The 17261-nt window shown below is 71.5% G+C and carries 10 protein-coding genes; 1 reads left to right on the top strand and 9 read right to left on the bottom strand.

Annotated elements, in window-relative coordinates; all coding sequences use genetic code 11:
• Positions 1-59: 59 nt before the first annotated feature.
• From ACFY5C_RS26230 to ACFY5C_RS26210, 5 genes are read right to left on the bottom strand one after another with little or no spacing between them, the layout of a single operon-like run.
• Complete coding sequence (locus tag ACFY5C_RS26230; RefSeq protein WP_389448030.1) at positions 60-665, bottom strand: ATP/GTP-binding protein; 606 nt, start codon at positions 663-665, stop codon at positions 60-62.
• A complete protein-coding gene (locus ACFY5C_RS26225; protein WP_389448028.1) occupies positions 646-4296 on the bottom strand; it encodes a hydantoinase B/oxoprolinase family protein in 3651 nt (1216 codons plus the stop codon). Before ACFY5C_RS26225 ends, ACFY5C_RS26230 begins: the two co-directional genes overlap by 20 nt.
• A 24-nt stretch (positions 4297-4320) precedes the next feature.
• Entirely contained in the window at positions 4321-4716 is a 396-nt protein-coding gene (locus ACFY5C_RS26220; RefSeq protein ID WP_389448026.1) for a DUF742 domain-containing protein, read from the bottom strand.
• 9 nt (positions 4717-4725) lie between these two features.
• Complete coding sequence (locus tag ACFY5C_RS26215) at positions 4726-5163, bottom strand: roadblock/LC7 domain-containing protein (RefSeq protein WP_389448024.1); 438 nt, start codon at positions 5161-5163, stop codon at positions 4726-4728.
• The gene (locus ACFY5C_RS26210) at positions 5160-8033 is read right to left on the bottom strand and encodes a nitrate- and nitrite sensing domain-containing protein (protein ID WP_389448023.1); all 2874 of its coding nucleotides are present in this window, start codon (positions 8031-8033) and stop codon (positions 5160-5162) included. The genes ACFY5C_RS26215 and ACFY5C_RS26210 overlap by 4 nt, the downstream gene beginning before the upstream one ends.
• 379 nt (positions 8034-8412) lie before the next feature.
• Here ACFY5C_RS26210 and ACFY5C_RS26205 point away from each other — a divergent pair, with 379 nt between their 5' ends.
• Positions 8413-8991, top strand: coding sequence for a hypothetical protein (locus tag ACFY5C_RS26205; protein ID WP_389448021.1), 579 nt, complete (start codon positions 8413-8415; stop codon positions 8989-8991).
• A 35-nt stretch (positions 8992-9026) separates the two neighbouring features.
• Here the strand turns inward: ACFY5C_RS26205 and ACFY5C_RS26200 are convergent, their stop codons facing one another.
• The 4 genes from ACFY5C_RS26200 to ACFY5C_RS26185 form a co-directional block, all read right to left on the bottom strand.
• A complete protein-coding gene (locus tag ACFY5C_RS26200) occupies positions 9027-13733 on the bottom strand; it encodes a hypothetical protein (RefSeq protein WP_389448019.1) in 4707 nt (1568 codons plus the stop codon).
• A gap of 137 nt (positions 13734-13870) precedes the next feature.
• The gene (locus tag ACFY5C_RS26195) at positions 13871-14755 is read right to left on the bottom strand and encodes a hypothetical protein (protein ID WP_389448017.1); all 885 of its coding nucleotides are present in this window, start codon (positions 14753-14755) and stop codon (positions 13871-13873) included.
• A 31-nt stretch (positions 14756-14786) separates the two neighbouring features.
• Positions 14787-16313: a hypothetical protein gene (locus tag ACFY5C_RS26190; RefSeq protein WP_389448015.1), complete on the bottom strand. Its 1527-nt coding sequence runs from the start codon at positions 16311-16313 to the stop codon at positions 14787-14789.
• Positions 16314-16534: 221 nt separating this feature from the next.
• Entirely contained in the window at positions 16535-17239 is a 705-nt protein-coding gene (locus tag ACFY5C_RS26185; protein ID WP_389448013.1) for a GntR family transcriptional regulator, read from the bottom strand.
• Positions 17240-17261 lie beyond the last annotated feature (22 nt).

Genomic DNA, 17261 nt, shown 5'->3' with positions numbered 1-17261 from the left:
ATGAGCCACGGCTCGTACCCCGGTCGGCGGGGGTACGGGCCGTGCCCGTCCACCGGACTTCAGGTGGTCACGGTCTGCCGGCGGTCCGCCTGGTAGGCCATCGCATGCTGGACGACGCCGATGAGGGTCTCCTTGACGGACTCCCGGTCGCGGGCGTCGCACAGCAGCAGCGGTACGCCGTCGTCGAGGTCGAGGGCCTGCCGGATGTCCTCCGCCGGGTAACGGGCCGATCCCTCGAAGCAGTTGACGCCGACGAGGAAGGGTATGGAGCGCCTCTCGAAGTAGTCCACGGCCGCGAAGCAGTCCTCCAGGCGCCGGGTGTCGGCGAGCACGACAGCGCCCAGCGCACCCTCGGACAGCTCGTCCCACATGAACCAGAACCGCTCCTGGCCGGGCGTACCGAAGAGGTACAGCACCAGGTCCTCGCGCAGGGTGATGCGCCCGAAGTCCATGGCCACGGTCGTGGTGCGCTTGCCCTCGACACCGCTCGTGTCGTCGACCGGGCGTCCGGCCTCCGTGAGCAGTTCCTCGGTGCGCAGTGGCCTGATCTCGCTGACCGCGCCGACGAGGGTGGTCTTGCCCACGCCGAAGCCACCGGCCACCAGGATCTTGAGCGTGACGGGCTCGACCGGAGGCTTCCCGCGCTCAGAACGCCCGAAGATCATCGATCTCTTCTCCTGCTTGATGGGGGTCGCGCGACGGTGGGCCGTAGCCTCCGCCGCCAGGGGTTTCGATGACGAGTACGTCGCCGGCTCCGACGTCCGCCGAGTCGCTGGCGCCGAGTGCGGTGACCGTGCCGTCCGCGTGCTCGACGCGGTTGGCTCCCAGCGCTCCGGGGTCGCCGCCCGCCATGCCGTACGGCGGGACCCTGCGGTGCTGGGACAGTGTCGAGACGGTCATCGGCTCGTGGAAGCGGATGCGGCGCACGGCGCCGTCCCCGCCGCGCCACTGCCCGGCCCCGCCGCTGCCGTGCCGAACGGCGAACTCGTCGAGTTGTACCGGCAGTCGCCACTCCAGTACTTCGGGGTCGGTGAGCCGCGAGTTGGTCATATGGGTCTGGACGACGGGCGCGCCCGGGAACCCGTCGCCCGCTCCGGACCCGGAGGCCACGGTCTCGTAGTACTGATGCCGTTCGTTGCCGAAGGTGACGTTGTTCATGGTGCCGGAGCCCTCGGCCTGGACGCCGAGCGCGGCGTAGAGGGCGCCGGTGATGGCCTGGGAGGTCTCCACGTTGCCCGCGACGACCGCTGCCGGGGGTTCGGGGGCGAGCATGGAGCCGGGCGGCACGACGATGTCGAGGGGGCGCAGGCAGCCGTCGTTGAGCGGGATGTCGTCGGCGACGAGGGTGCGGAAGACGTACAGGACTGCCGCGTTGACGACCGAGAAGGGGGCGTTGAAGTTCGTGGCCAGCTGCGGGGACGTGCCGGTGAAGTCGACGGAGGCGCACCGGTTCTCGCGGTCCACGCGCACGCGTACCCGGATGATCGCGCCCGAGTCGGTCTCGTAGGCGTACTCACCGTCGTCCAGGGCGTCGATGACCCTGCGTACCGCTTCCTCCGCATTGTCCTGGACATGCTTCATGTACGCCTGGACGACGTCGAGACCGAAGTTCTCGATCATCCGGGCGACTTCCTCGACGCCCTTGCGGTTGGCGGCGATCTGGGCGCGCAGATCGGCGAGGTTGGTCTTGGGGTTGCGCGACGGGTAGGGCGCCTCGGTGAGCAGGCGGAGGGTCTCCTCCTCACGGAAGCGGCCCTTCTCGGCGAGCAGCCAGTTGTCGAAGAGGATTCCCTCCTCCTCGATGGTGCGGCTGTTCGCGGGCATGGAGCCGGGGGCGATGCCGCCGATCTCGGCGTGGTGACCGCGTGAGGCGACGTAGAAGAGGATCTCCTGCTCACCCTCCGTGCCCGTCGTGCTTCCCGTGTCGAAGACCGGGGTGATCACGGTGACGTCGGGCAGGTGAGTGCCGCCGTGGTACGGGTCGTTGACGGCGTAGCTGTCGCCGGGGCGCATCCGGGAGCCGCGGCGCCGGATGACCTCCTGAACGCTCGTGCCCATCGAGCCCAGGTGGACGGGGATGTGCGGGGCGTTGGCCACCAGGTTTCCGTCCGGGTCGAAGAGCGCGCAGGAGAAGTCCAGGCGCTCCTTGATGTTGACGGACTGAGCAGTGGATTCGAGGCGGGCGCCCATCTGTTCGGCGATGGACATGAACAGGTTGTTGAAGACCTCGAGGAGAACCGGGTCGGCTTGCGTGTCGAGATCGGAACTCTGCGTAATCGCCGTGCGTTCCATGACCAGATGCCCGTCGTCGGTCGTCGCGGCTTGCCAGCCGTCGTCGACGACGGTCGTCGCACTGGCCTCGGTGATGATCGCCGGGCCGGTGACGGTTTCGCCGGGAGGCAGGTGCTCTCGGCGGTGGAGGGGTACGTCGCGCCAGGTGCCGCCCGTGTGGAGGGGGACGGTTCCCGGGGTGGCCGGGCTGCCTTCAGGGGCGGCTGTGTGAGGGGCCAGAGCGGAGAGATCGGGGGGTTCGGTGATGCCAGTGGCTTCGACGGAGAGGGCTTCGACGACGACCGGACGGTCGAGCGTGAAGGAGTACGTGGCGCGATGACGTTCTTCGAAGGCGCCCCTCATCGTGTCGGGCTCGGTGAGCTCGACGGTGAGGGTGGTGTCGGTGCCGTCGTAGCGGAGTTGCGCACGGCGGGTGATGCGGACGCGGTCCTCGGCGATGTCCTCGGCGAGGAGTTCGGCGCGGGCGGCCGCTTCCAGGTCGTCAGCGGTCTTCAGGATCCCGGGCATCGAGGCGGCCCGCAGGGGTGCTTCGACGGACTGCTCTCGCATGGCCGTCGTGTCGGCGAGGCCGATGCCGAGCGCGGACAGGACGCCGGCCATGGGGGGTACGAGGACGGTACGGATGCCGAGCGAGTCGGCGACCATGCACGCGTGCTGGCCGCCCGCACCGCCGAAGGTGGTGAGGGCGTAGCGGGTGACGTCGTGGCCCTTCTGGACGGAGATCCGCTTCACGGCGTTGGCGATGTTGGCGACCGCGATCTGCAGGTAGCCCTCGGCGACCTGCTCGGGCGTTCGGTCGTCGCCGGTCTGCTCGCGGATCTCGTTCGCGAGGGCGATGAAGCGCTCACGGACGAGGGCGTCATCGAGGGGCTGGTCCCCGGCGGGTCCGAACACCTGGGGGAAGTGGGCGGGTTGGATGCGGCCGAGCATGACGTTGGCGTCGGTGACCGCGAGCGGCCCACCGCCCCGGTAGCAGGCAGGGCCCGGATCCGCCCCCGCCGAGTCCGGCCCTACGCGGTAGCGGGAGCCGTCGAAGTGCAGGACCGAGCCACCGCCGGCGGCGACGGTGTGGATGTCCAGCATGGGAGCGCGCAGCCTGACACCGGCGATCTGTGTGGTGAAGACACGTTCGTACTCACCCGCGAAATGCGAGACGTCGGTCGACGTACCGCCCATGTCGAAGCCGATGACGCGGTCGAAGCCGGCGAGCTGCGACATGCGGGCCATGCCGACGATGCCGCCGGCGGGGCCGGAGAGGATGGCGTCCTTGCCGCGGAACTGCCCGGCTTCGGCGAGGCCTCCGTTGGACTGCATGAACATCAGCCGCACGCCTTCGAGTTCGTCGGCGACGTGCTGGACGTAGCGGCGCAGGACGGGCGAGAGGTAGGCGTCGACGACGGCGGTGTCCCCGCGCGGGACGAGCTTCATCAGGGGGCTGACCTCGCTGGACAGCGAGATCTGCGGGAAGCCGATGCGGGCGGCGAGCTCTCCGACGGCCTGTTCGTGGCCGGGGTGGAGGTGGCTGTGCATACAGACCACGGCGACGGCGCGGATCCCGTCGTCGTACGCGTCCTTCAGGGGGCCGGCGAGGGCATCCAGGTCGGGAGGGTTCAGGACCGTGCCGTCGGCGGCGATGCGCTCGTCGACCTCGACGACCCGTTCGTACAGCAGCTCGGGCAGTTCGATGCGGCGGGCGAAGATGCGGGGGCGGTTCTGGTAGGCGATGCGCAGGGCGTCGCGGAAGCCGCTGGTGATGACGAGGAGCGTCCGCTCGCCCTTGCGCTCGAGGAGGGCGTTGGTGGCGACCGTGGTGCCCATGCGGACGGCCTCGATGGGGTCCTCGGAGCCGTCCAGCAGTTGGCTCACGCCCGCGACTGCCGCGTCGGAGTATCGCGCCGGATTCTCCGACAGCAGTTTGTGCGTCAGCAGACGGCCGTCCGGGCGCCGCGCGACGATGTCCGTGAAGGTGCCGCCTCGGTCGACCCAGAACTGCCAGCCTGTCACGTCACTACCCCGCTTCCGCGCCGCTCACAGCGCCCGCAGGCCGTTGATCACGTCGCGCAGAATACTCTCGTCCACCATCTCGGCAGGCGGTACCGGCCGGTTCACATGGACGAATTCCGAGTCCACGAGGTCTCCGACGAGCACCCGTACGACGCCGATGGGCAGATCGAGCTCGGCGGAGAGTTCGGCCACGGACTGCGGGGCGTCACGGCACAGTCCGACGATGTCCACATGTTCCGGGGACAGCGTCGAGTCCGCTTCCGGATCGTCCGCCTGCGGTTCCGCGACGACCACCGCAATCAGGTCGAGGCGGTGCTGGGCCGCACTGGTGGTGCGGCCGCGCGTCATGGCGTACGGACGGACGACCGGTCCGGCCTCGTCGTCGAACCAGTGACTTCTTCCCTGACCGTCAGCGCTCATGCCATCCCACTACCCGCCTGCGGGCAGATCGGTGCGCGGAGCGGTACCCAGATGCACGCCGACACGCTTGACGAGAAGGGTCATCTCGTACGCGACCAGACCGACGTCGGAGTCGGCGTCCGAGAGCACCGCGAGGCAGCTGCCGTCACCGGCGGCCGTCACGAACAGGAAGGCGTCATCGAGCTCGACGACGGTCTGCCGGACGTTGCCCGCCTCGAAGTGGCGTCCCACGCCCTTGGCAAGGCTGTGGAAGCCGGATGCGACGGCAGCCAGGTGCTCGCTGTCCTCGCGGGTCAGGTCCTTGGAAACTCCCGTCGGCAGGCCGTCGCCGGAGAGTACGAGGGCCTTGCGAATGCTGGCGACACGGTCCACGAGGTCGTCGAGGAGCCAGTTGAGCTCTCCGGACTGGTTGGTCGCGGTGTGGCCGGTCGTCTTCGGTGCGGTCATCGACCGTCCCCCTTAGTCGTTCGTTGTGGTGCTGTGCCGCTTTGGGCGTCGTCGCCGGCGGCGTTCTCCCGGCGGCCGCGCTGCCAGCCGCGCTGGAGGGAGGCCATTCGGCTGCGGACCTCGTCCGCGTCCCGCTCGGCGAGTTCCGGCTTCTCCTCGGTGCGCGGTGCCGGGCCCTGTTTGAGCTGCGGCGCCAGGCTGGCCTGGCGTACGCGCCGAGGCAGCGCTCCGGCGCCGGGGCCGGCTTCCTGCGGCGGGGTGGTCGGGTTCGGGACGGAGTCGGAGCCGCTCGAGGCGATCGCGGGACGCCGTGTGCGCCTCGGGAGAGCCGGGGGCTCCGGCGGCTCACCGTGGTCGTACCCGGCGGAGGCCGCTGCGTCGGTACGGTCGCCGATCCGGGCGTCCGTACGGTCGCCGATCAGGTCCGGCGCGCCGGCTCCCGCACCATGGGCTCCCGTTCCGCGGCGGCGGGACGGCAGCGGAGCGAGACCGTTCGGCTGCGGACGGCTCGGACCTTTCGGCGACTCGGCGTCCGTCTTCTCCCACCGGGAGCGCTGCTCGGTGACCGGGCGTCCGTGCGAACTGACCAGCTTGGGCGTCCCGCGGCGGGGCAGCGGGACGGGCGCGCTCGCGTCGTGGTCCGGGTCGGCGTCGTCCGGTCCGCCGTGGATACCGGAGACCGGGTGCTGGGTGCCCTGCGGGCCCGTCGCTTCGTCCTCCATGGGGGCGAGGGTACGACGCGGGCGGAAGAGGCCGCCGCGTTCGCCGTCCTCGTCGCCGAGCGCGTCCGGGAAGTCACTGAGGGCGTCGAGATCGACCGGGGCCTCCAGCTCGACCGGGCCGTCGAGAAGCGCGGCGGGCAGACCGGGCACTCGGGCCGGCACCTGGGAGAGCGCGGCCCGGCGCGACTCCTCCAGCTCGGTCTCCTTGGAGGGCGTGGGCCGGTCGAGACGGAACCCGATGCCGTTGGTGTCCGGGACGTCGTCGGTGAGCAGCGCGTCGGGGATGAACACCACGGCGGTGGTGCCGCCGTACGGCGACGGTTGCAGCGAGACCCGGACGTTCTGCCGCTGGGCGAGCCGGCTGACGACGAACAGGCCGAGCCGGTCGGTGTCGGACAGCTCGAACTCGGGTGTCTCGGCGAGTCGGAGGTTGGCGTCCAGCAGGACGTCGGCCGCCATGCCCAGGCCACGGTCGTGGATCTCCAGGGTGAAGCCGTTGGCGACCCGCTCGCCCAGGACCTGGACGGCGGTGTGCGGCGGAGAGAACACCGTGGCGTTTTCCAGGAGCTCGGCCACGAGGTGGGTGATGTCCGCGACGGCCGGGCCCGTGACGGCGACGCGGGGCAGACGGCGGACCTCGATGCGCTCGTAGTCCTCGACCTCGGCGACCGCGGCGCGCACGACGTCCATGAGCTGCACGGGCTTGCGCCACTGCCGGGAAGGGGCGGCGCCGGAGAGGATCACCAGGCCCTCGGCGTGCCGGCGCATACGGGTGGTCAGGTGGTCCAGGCGGAACAGGTCGGCGAGTTCGTCGGTGTCCTCGGTCCGGCGTTCCATGGTGTCGAGGAGGGTGAGCTGCTTGTGGAGGAGGACCTGGCTGCGGCGCGCGAGGTTGACGAAGACCTCGGAGACCCCGGCGCGCAGTTCGGCTTGCTTGACGGCTGCCTCGACCGCGGCGCGCTGCAGGGTGTTGAGGGCCTGTCCGACCTCGCCGATCTCGTTCTTGTCGTACTCCAGGCGCGGGACCTCGGTCTCCACGTCGACCTGCTCTCCGGCGGAGAGGCGGCGCATCACGCTGGGCAGTCGCACGCCGGACGCCTCGTGGGCATCCAGGCGCAGCTGCCGCAGGTCGCGGACGAGACTGCGGCCGATGCGCACGGAGAGGAAGAGGGAGAACAGCAGGGCGACCAGGCCGAGGACACCGGCGACGGCCGCCTTGATGATGACACCCATCGCGACGGGGCTGACGCGGTCCTGATACCGGGCACCCGCCTCGTCGTTCAGTTTGCTGAGCTCGTCGAGGACGCCGCCGGCAACGGTGTCCCAGCGCTTGGCGTCGACTCTGCTGGGTTTGCCCGGCTGGGAGGCGATGACGTCCTGCTCGGCGACTCGCAGCGGAGCGGTGGAGGCGTTCTTCCAGAAGCGCTCGTAGCGAGCACGCTCGGACGCAGGCAGGTCCGTCAGGCTGACCTCGTACATGAGGGTGCGCTGGGCGACGAGATCGGAGACGTCGCGTATCTCGTCGCGGGAGAGCTCGCCCACCACGAGGGCGGAACTGAGCAACGCGTCCTCGCGGGAGAGCAGTTCACGGGCGCGGGTGACGTTGAGGAGGGCGCGGGCCTGCTTGTCCATCGCCACGTTGTCGACGCCGTCGAGGGAGGCCAGGAGGGTGTAGCAGGGGTCCACGAGAAGGTTGTACTGGTGGAGGGCGTCGGCGCGGCTCACCGTTCCGTCCTCGACACTGCGACGCAGCGGGCTGATGCCGTCGAAGGCGTCCAGGACGGCGGTGAGGCGCTCGCTGTCGCCCTGGTCCAGTCCGTCGCGGACGTCGGGATCCTTGGCGTTCTCGCGGATCTCGGCGACGGCGGCGTCGGTGGCGTTGCGGGTGACCCGCAGTGCGGACAGCGCGTCCGAGGCCCGGCGGTCTGCGAGGTAGACCAGCGCCTGCCGGCGTTCCTGCTGCAGGACGCGGACAGCGTCCTCGGTGGAGTAGCCGATCTTCTCTACGAGGGACGACACCGTGAACAGCTGGGTCGCGCCTCGCCCCGTGAGTACCGTGGCGAAACCCCAGATCGCGGTGAGGGACACCAGCGGCACGAGAAGCAGCGCCACCATCTTCCGGCGGATCGACGTCCCGCGAAAGCGCATGGCCTCCCCCAGCTCAAACCCCCTATCGGTCAGGGGGCACACATGTGCGTCAACAATCGGCGCGAGCCTACTACCGACGCACAAGTAACTCGAAGAGAGATCCGGAATCTGAACTTCCGCACCGGTGACGAGACATGGGGAGTTGTCCGGCCATTGCGGGAGATTGCCTCCCGCAAACCTGCGGCGCCCCGGAGGGCGGATCCGGCCGGTCTGTCCGGCCAGTTGGCCGGAAATCTATCTTCGTTGGGAATCTTCAGGACGCTTCGATCGTCCTTCTCTACAGGAAATGGGGGCGGATTGGGCAACAGGAGCCGCATCCAGCCCCCGGGCGGCGTAAAACAGCGCAAGCCGGGCAACCGCTGGGGAGCTGAGTCTTCGGATGCGGGCGAGCGGTCTGCCGGCGGTGGGGAGTGACACGGTGACGGGCACGGTGGAGCGGCGCGTGGCGCATGAGGACAGTGATGCGGCGCGCCGGACAGCGCGACAGGGTCCCGAGGCGCTGGATCGCGACATTCCGGCATCCGGCGGCGGCACCGCCGAGAGCCCTGCCGCTCAGGAGCAGCCGCATTACCGGCCGTTGTGGATCGAGGAGTCCGCGCGGCGGCGCCGGATGCCCGATCCGGTGCGTACGGCCGCGGTGCGAGCGGTCCTGATCATCGCCTTGACGCTGATCCAGGCGATGGTGGCGTTCCTGTGCACACTGGCAGGATCATGGCTGGCGTTCCCGATGGTCATCAGCAGCGTGACCAGCACCGTGGTGGCCACGTGGGCCGCGCTCGACGTCTGGGTGACGCGCCAGGTGTGGAACCAGCGCAACGGCGTGGTGTCGGCCCCCAGCAGCACCGCCCGGTCCCTGCGGCGCGAGCGACGCAGGGCACGACGGCAGGCGCGTGCTGCGGAGCGGGCTCAGGAGCGCATACGCCGGCAGGGCGGGACAGGGCAGTTGTCGCACTCTTGAGGTAGCACACCGGCTTCCCGGCCCTGGCCGTGCGGCTAGGGGGTCGCAGGCGCCGCAGGACGCTTGAACATCCGTGTTGCCGTGATCTCGCTGCGCACCGCCTCCCCCGCCTGGGGCTGCTGCGGCAATCCCGGCCGGAGGTGTTCCTCCACGCTGATGTACTTCAGGCCCGCCCTGAGGTCGGCGTCGTTGCGCAGACGGATGACCAGCGGGAACTCCGCCAGGGCGGTCGTGTCGAACAGGCCGGTCGTGTAGAGGAGTTGGACTCCGAGGGCGTCCGAGACGGCTCGCTGCAGCTCCAGGAGATAGGTGGCGTTGGCGCGTCCGATCGGGTTGTCCAGGAACAACGTGCCGGCGTGGCGGTGCTTGTCCCGGCCCCGGTCGTTCGACCGCAGGGCGGCCATCGTGCAGTACAGGGCGATGGCCGCCGTGAGCAGCTGTCCGCCGGAGAACACGTCGCCCATCTGCCCCACGGGCACGCGCTCGGCTCGCAGTACGGCGTCCGGCTTGAGGATCTCCACTGCGACGCCCTTGGGCTGAAGCGCCGCGGCAACGCCGCGAAGGAGCAGGGACATGCCGTCTCGCCGCAGGTCCGAGTTCTTCTTCACCGCCGCGCGCGTGGCCTCGTCAATGACCTCACCGAGGCGTTCCGTGAGGGTGGCCTGGTCGGGCTCCTCGAAGCGGATGCGCAGGAACTCCTGTCCGGACCACTCGCCGAGGCCCTCGGGCAGGCGGGACAGCCGCTGGGCGGACCGCAGGGTCGTCAGTGCCGACTCGACCAGGCCGCGGAGGCGGTCCACGATGGAGTCCCGGTTCCGCTCCAGCTGGGCCAACTCGTCGGTGAGCACGCGGAGTCGGGGCGCGAAGGCGTCCGCCCACTTCTGCGCGTGTTCGGGCAGTGCGGAGGCGGGCAGCTCGCGGATCTGCTGGCGGGCGGGGGTGCGGACCTGTTCGTAGCGCGTGGAGTTGGCGTGGCGTACGAGCACGTCGCTCGCCTCGCGGACGGCGGCCTCGGCGGCGGAGAGGTCTGCGGCGCAGCCGCGCAGCGATCGGCGGGCCTCGGCGGCGGAGTGCCGGGCCTCCTCAGGGCTGCCGGGGTATGGCTCCGGCGCATCCTGCTCCTCGTCCGAGGTGTGCTCCCTGAGCAGGTCGCGCAGCATCGCGGCGATCTCGTCGAAGCCGCCGGCCGCGTCCTCGGCGGCTCGGTGGGCTTCGAGGAGTTCCGCGTGCGCCTCGCGGGCCTGTGTCAACGCTTCGGTGCGGGAGGCGAGTTCAGCGGTCGCCGTGCGCAGCAGTGCCTGCGCGTGCTCGGCGTCCCGCGGCTGGAGTTCCTCGGACAGGTCGGTGTGGGTCTCGCCGTCCTCGGGCGCGTGCCGTTCGGCCTCGCCGCGAAGCCGCCCGAGCTGCTCGCTCGCGCTGGACATCCGGGTCTCCAGGAGCTGGACGAGTTCCTCCGCGCGTGAGACGGCCGCCTGCCGGGAGGGTCCGTCGGAGCCGTCGGGCGACTGAAGGAGCTGTTCGGCCCGGGTGCGGACCTTGTTGCTCAGCCGGTCCAGTTCCGCGCGTGCGGCGCTCTCGTCGCTCTCCGCGCGGGCCTGCTCGGCGCGCAGGTCGGCGCCGACGCCGACCTTCTCGTACAGCTGGGAGGCGGCCCGGTATGCCTCTCGCAGCGCGGGCAGGGAGGCCCTCGCGGCTTCCGTGTCGGTGTCCGGCACGTCGTCGGGGGCGCCCGCGATCTCCGAGCGCTCGGCCCGCAGGGCACGCGCGGTGCGACGAGCGTCGTCGGCGGCGCGCTGGGCGGCGCGGCGGTCCTCGTCGGCGGCGCGGGCGCGCTCCAGGCAGGTCTGGGCGCGGGCCTCGGACTCGGTGGCCTCGTCGGCGAGTTCGCGCAGCTTGACCTGCCAGCCGGCCCGCTCGCGCAGCCGGAACGCCAGCCCGGCCAGGGCGTCGGCGGCTCGCCGCGCCTTCTGGGCGGCCTCCTGCCGCTCGTCGCGGACCTGCGCGGCCTCGGCGGCGGATTCGTCGGCCTCGGCCCGCACGGTCCGCGCCTCGGTCAGCTCCGCCTCGGACTCCTCGGCGAACCCGCGCGCGTCCCGGGATGCCTGCGCCAGCTCGACCAGCCGGCCGGCCGGGCAGCCGGTCCGCCACGAGGCGAGGCGCGCCGCCAGTTCCCGGTCCTTGCCGAGCCGCGCGGCGAGGGCGCGGATCTCCTCGTCCCGCTCGGTGGCCCTCGCGCGCAGCGCCTGCCTTTCCTCGTCGGCGGCGTGCTCATCGTGCATGGCGGGGTTCGGAGGCACGAGGAAGACGTCGGGAGAGGCGCCGCTCGGGGAATCCGGCGCCGGCGTCGGAGCGAGCAGGGCAGCTGCCGTGCCGACCGCCACGGCGGACCGGGGCAGCAGCGCGGCGTCGCTCAGCGCCTCGCGGGCACGCGCGTGCGTGTCGGGGTCGGTGATGATCACGCCGTCGACCAGTTCAGGGCGGGCGGCCAGCACACGCGCGTGGTCGGCCGGGTCGACCGCCTGCGCGAGGTAGCGCCAGCCCGGCAGCGCCGGGATGCCCTGCTCGCCGAGGAACTCCACGGTGGCCAGCACGTCCGGGCCGGGCGGCAGCAGCCCGCCGTCACCGAGCGCGCCCAGGATCCGGGAGTCGTCGGCGGCTGCCGTGCGCAGCTCGAAGAGCTGCCGCTCGGCGGTGGAGACGTTGTCGTCGAGCAGCTCGCGCAACTCGTCGGCGAACCGGTCCAGCTCCTCCGGCGTGAGGGCGCCTTCGTCGACCGAGCCCTGGGCGACGCCGCCGGCGGCGTCCTGCGCGGCCGTACTCCCGTCGCTGTCGTCACCCGCGCGAGGGGCGGGTACGGCCCCGGGGGCAAGAACAGCCCGGCGCTTCGCGCCCGACTCTCCGGTCAAGCCGATCAGTTCCGCGAGGCGCTCCTCCGCCGCCAGCCCCTCGGCGAGACGGCGTTCGGCGTCGTAGGCACGCTCCGCGGCGGCTGCCGCGTCGGCCGCGCGGGCCGCCGTCAGCTCGGCGCGGGACTCGGCCGAGGCCGCCTCGCGTGCGTGCTCAGCGGCACGATGGGAGGCTTCACGGGCGGTGTCCCAGGCCGCGACGGCCGCCTTCTCGGCGTCGCTCGCCGCAAGGGCCGCGCGAGCCGGGTCGGCGTCGGGCGCGCTGTCGTCGAGCCAGCCGGCGCGCACGGCCTCGGCGGTCTCCTGCTCGACCTCGGACAGCCGCTGGCGCAGATGCCCGACCTCGCTGCGGGCGCGCTGGGCCTCGGTGGCCGCGGCCGTGGAGTCCTGGTACGCGGACTCGCTGACCTCCTGGAGGGCGGCGGACCGCTCCTCCCCTTCGTTGGCGAGTGTCTCGGCGCTCTCCGCGGCCGCGTGCAGGGCCCGTACGAGCTCGACGGCGGCCTTGGCGCGGGCTGCCAGTGCGGGGGCCGCGTCGCGCTCGGCCTCCTGGATGGCTGCGGCCACGCGCGCGACGCGGTCGGCGGCGGCGCGGTGCCGCAGGACGGCCTCGGCGGCCTGCCAGGCCGAGTGCAGCGTGCGGGCGTCGGCTAGCTCGCGCTTTTGCGCCGCCGCCGACTTCTCGGCAGCCGCGAGTGCCAGCGAGGCGTGCCGGTAGGCCAGTTCGGCCGCGATCAGCGCGCTGCGGTCCCGGCCCGCCTCGGCGTGGGTGACGGCGGACGCGGTGGCGGTGACCCGCTGGGCGAGGTCGGCGGACCGCACCCGCTCCTGGACGCCCCGCGCGGACAGCCGCCGGGCCAGGGTCCGGGTGCGCCGCTCGGCACCGGCGTGGATGTCACGCGCGCGTGAGCGGGCCTCGGCGGCCTCGACGATCCGCCCGAGCAGGTCGACGGAACCGGCGGTGAAGTCCCGCTCGGCGATCAGCTCGGCGCGCCGCCCCAGTTTGTTGCCGAAGCCGCCGACCAGGTCGGCGAGGCCGTCGGTGTCACGCGTGTCCGTCACGGCCCGCAGCAGCAGGTCGGTGAAGTCGGAGTCCTTCTTGACCGCGAAGAGGCCGGCGGCCTCACCCTCGTCGGCGTTCATCTCCCGCTGGTAGCGGAAGAGTTCGGGGTCGAGGCCGAGGTCGCCGAGGTGCTCGATCCAGCGGTCGTGGATCTCCTCCCAGTGCACCTCGAGATGCGGATACGCCTTGCCCGCCTCCGTGATGGCGTCCCGGAAGCCCTTCATGGTGCGCCGCCGGCCCCGCGCGCCCGACTGGCCCTCGGCGGGCGGTCGTACGGCGGTGGACTCGGCGACGGGCAGGTTGTCCAGGCTCAGCCCGGGTCCCGGGCGGAAGGAGTACCAGGCCTCGGCGAACTTCCTCGGGTCGTTGGAGACCTGGCGCCCGCGCCACTCGCTCGCCTTGCCGACCACGACGCACTCACCGGTGAGCGTGTGCTGCCACTCCAGCGCGACGTGCCCGCAGTCGTCGGCGAGCAGGAACTTCCGCAGCACGCCGGAGCTGGCGCCGCCGAGGGTGTTGCGGTGGCCCGGCAGCATCACGGAGAAGATCAGCTTCAGGAGGACCGACTTGCCGCCGCCGTTCTCCAGGAAGAGCACACCCGCGGGAGCCGGCCGGCGCGGTGGCCCGACGGGCTCCTCCTCGAAGAACTCCGCCTGCGTGGGCGCGGGATCGGGCACGGGCTCGCCGACGCCGCGCAGGTCAAGCACGGTATCGGCGTAGCGCGCACCGGCCGGCCCGATGGAGTAGAGGCGGACCCGGGACAGCTCGTACATGGCGGACTCTCGTAAGTCTTCGTCAGATCGGGGGAGTTCGGGACTTGGGACGGATTCGAGGATTCAGGCGGGCGGTCGAAGGTGCAGGCCGGTTCGGGGATTCGGGCGGATTCGAAAGTGCGGGCCGGTTCGAAGGTTCAGGCGTTGGAGTGGAACGGCAGCCCGGCCTCGGCCACCAGCTCCAGGTCTTCCGTGTCCTCGGCGGCCAGCAGCGTCGGTGTGCCGTCGGTGACCGGGACCACGCCCAGCTCCAGCAGTTCGGCCATGGCGGCGCTGCCCGCCATGTCACGGACCTGGAGCTGGTAGCGGGCGGTCGTCCGGTAGGTGCCGCCGCTGTCGTCGCCCGTCCGCTGGAGGAATCCGGAGTCGGTGAGAAAAGCGGCCGCCTTGCCGACGATGCCGGTGGTCGAACCGGCGAGCCGGCGCGCGTCCTTGGTGGCGCCGGTCGCGCTGCGTCTCACCCAGATCCGCCAGGCTGCCTCCAGGCCGGGTGCGTCCGTGGCGGGGTCGGTGTTCTCCCCCTGCTCGTCCGCGCGCTCCTCCAGCCGGCGGCAGGCCTGCCGGACGAAGGCGTCGACGCCGTTGACCGTCACGCGCCCGATGTAGCCGTCGTCGGCCAGGTCCTCGGGCCGCGGGAACGCCATGGCGGCGATGGCGAGATGGGCCAGCCCGTGCAGAAAACGGTCGCTGCCGTCGGCCGACGTACGACGCGCGTAGTCGCCCATACGGACGGCGAACACGGAGTCCTCGGCGGCAGTGACGGCCATCCCTGCGCGCGGGGAGACCTCCAGCACCACGAGCCCGAGTCCGGCGGCCACGGCATCCGCGAGCCGTGCGAACGGCGGGTCCGCCCGGTAGCGCCGCAGCAGCTCCGTGTACTCCTGATCGCGCGCGGGCTGCAATTTCGGCTGCAGCCCGAAGGCGACCAGCCGGGCCGCGTCGGCGGCGTCTGCGGGGGTCACGGCGGCGGTCGCCGACGGGGTGGGGACCTCCGTGTCACTCCACTCGGCGTGCTCGCTCACGGTCGGGGCTCCTTGCTGCGTTCCTGCTCACTCATGCTGCTTCCGTCCTGTCCGCCGCCATCCCGGCCGCGTCCAACAGAGCCGTCCCCACGATGAGGTCGGCGCCGCCGAACTCGGGATCGTCCAGCTCCGTCCCGTCGTCCACGGCGAAGAGCAGCTTCTCCTCGCCCTGGCGATAGGCCGTACCGACCGGCGGACTGGCCGCGTGGACCGCCAACAGCGCCACCAAGTAGGGCAGCTCGGGATCCTGCCGACGCGCCTGGGCCAGCAGCCCCGACAGCCTGCGCGGAGCGTCGGCCGGCAGGTCCAGCAGTTCCATCGCCGCGGCCAGCTGCTCCTCGCTGAACCGGCTGTCGTCCGGTGTCGCGATGAGGTCGGGCTCGGGCATCTCGGCGCCCAGGTGCTCCCGCTCCACGGGCGGCGTCAGCAGTATGTCGACGAGATCACCGACCCGAACCGACACCGGCGTACGCAGCCCTGTCCCGCGCGCGAAGAACGCGTCCGTGACCTTGACGGACTGCTCCAGGGGCAACGGCAGGACAGGGGAGACGAGATGGCCGTACAGGTCGATCCCCGATGTCGTCATCGGCGTGGCGAAGGCCTGCCGGTCCTGCTCGGCACGGAACAGCGGCCCCGCCTCCAACAGGCGGGACTGCAGCTGGGTGTGCCGTCGGATGCAGTCCTTGACGATGTCGACGAGCTCGGCCGCACGGCGCTTGTGCTCCGGGTCCTCGGTCTCGTCGCGTGCCTTGCGGATGTTGGTCAGGATCGCGTTCTCATGGCGGTACCGGTCGGCGACATGGTCGAGGGCCTCGGCGATCATGTCCGGAACGGCGTTCAGCCAGTCGACCGCCCGGACGTTGCGCCGGGTCGCGTCCAGAGCCCTGCGGAGCGTCTCCGAGTACTGCACGGTCCGGTACCGGGCCTGCTCGGCGGCGAGCTGGGCGTCGGCGAGCCGGCCACGGTTGATCAGCACCTCGAGCTTGACCTCGGCGGCGATCTGCGCGCTGGTGACGTCGGTGTCGAGGGCGCCGACAAGGACGTTGACCGCCTCGTCGGTCGTACGGAGATACACCGTGCCGCCCGGGCCCGGCACCTCCTCGATCAGCTTGAAGTCGTAGTCACGGCGAACATAGCTGCCGTCCGGAGCGAACGTGCCGTAAACGGCACGAAAGCCGCGGTCCACACTGCCGACGTTGATCAGGTTCTCGAGGACCCAGCGGGCCACCCGCTCGTGCTCGGCTACGGGGCGCCGCGGGGCCTGGGCGGCGATGCGCGGGATGAGCCGGGCGACGATCTGGTCGTGGTCGGCACCCGTGTCGAAGTCCATGTTCAGTGTGACCAGGTCGATGGCGGCGAGAGCCACCTCCGCCATGCCGTACACCGAGTACTCCCCGGCGAGGTTGGCCTTGCGCGCATCGAGGTCGTGCAGCGGCGCCGTGCAGGCGAGCGCGCGCAGCCGCCGCGCCAGCCCTTCGTCGGCGGCCGGGCCCGGAGCAGGGCGCGGCCCCGCGCTGAGCTGGGACGGAACACGGTCCGTCGATGCGGATGAAGTCACGGTGCACAGACTAGGTCCTAGGTCTGACAACGACCCAAACGACGCCGATCGCCCCCGACGGCGGCCGGGCGAGGCGCTGCCGTTCTCGTCTACGGGCCGACCGTTCTCGTCTACGGGCCGACCGTGCTCGTCTGCGGGCCGGCGGGGGCGGGTCGCCGTCGGGGCGGCGCCGTACGCCGACCCGGCCCGCACCTCAGCCCCATGTCGAGAGGTCCCACCCCCTAAGCGAGGGCTTCGCCCTCCCCCACCCGCCGGCGATACACCTCCACCACTCGTTCCAGCGAGTCGTCGAGATAGACCGCGAGGATCTCCTCGGCCCCGCTCAGGTCCCCAGCCTCCAGCGCGCGGAGGATCTGCTGGTTGCGAGCGAGGTACGGCTCGTGCAGCCGGTGTGGATCGTCGACGACGTGGAACGCCAGCCTCAGCTCGGCGAAGACGCTGCGCATCAGTTCGTCGGTGCGTTCGCTGCCCGCGAGCGCCACCAGTTCGCGGTGGAAGTGGATGTTGGCCGTCCCCAGCCCTTTCCAGTCACCTTCGCGCACCGCGCGCTGCCCTTCGGCGACGGCTTCGGAGGGCCCCTCCAGGGGGTACGGCGGTTCGCCGAGGCCGCGTACGACGGCGCACTCGACGAGGCGTCGGGTGCGGTAGATGTCCTCGACGTCCTCCACCGTCAGGACCCGCACGAACACGCCGCGGTTCAGCTCGTGGACGAGGAGCCGTTCATGGGTGAGCAGCCGGAACGCCTCGCGCAGTGTGTTGCGGGACACACCGAGTGCTCCTCCGATGCTGTCCTCCGACAGCCGGGTGCCGGGCGCGAAGTAGCCATCGGCGATGCGGCTTCTGAGGATGTCCGAGACCCGCTCCGCCGTACTCGTACGGCCCAATAGGGCGCGGTCGTCGGCCAGTCCGGCCAGCTGCTCTGCCATGCCCGGAATTCAACCGCAGACC

Source organism: Streptomyces sp. NPDC012935, assembly GCF_042900345.1.
Classification (GTDB): domain Bacteria; phylum Actinomycetota; class Actinomycetes; order Streptomycetales; family Streptomycetaceae; genus Streptomyces.
This window is presented reverse-complemented; position numbering and strand designations above follow the sequence as displayed.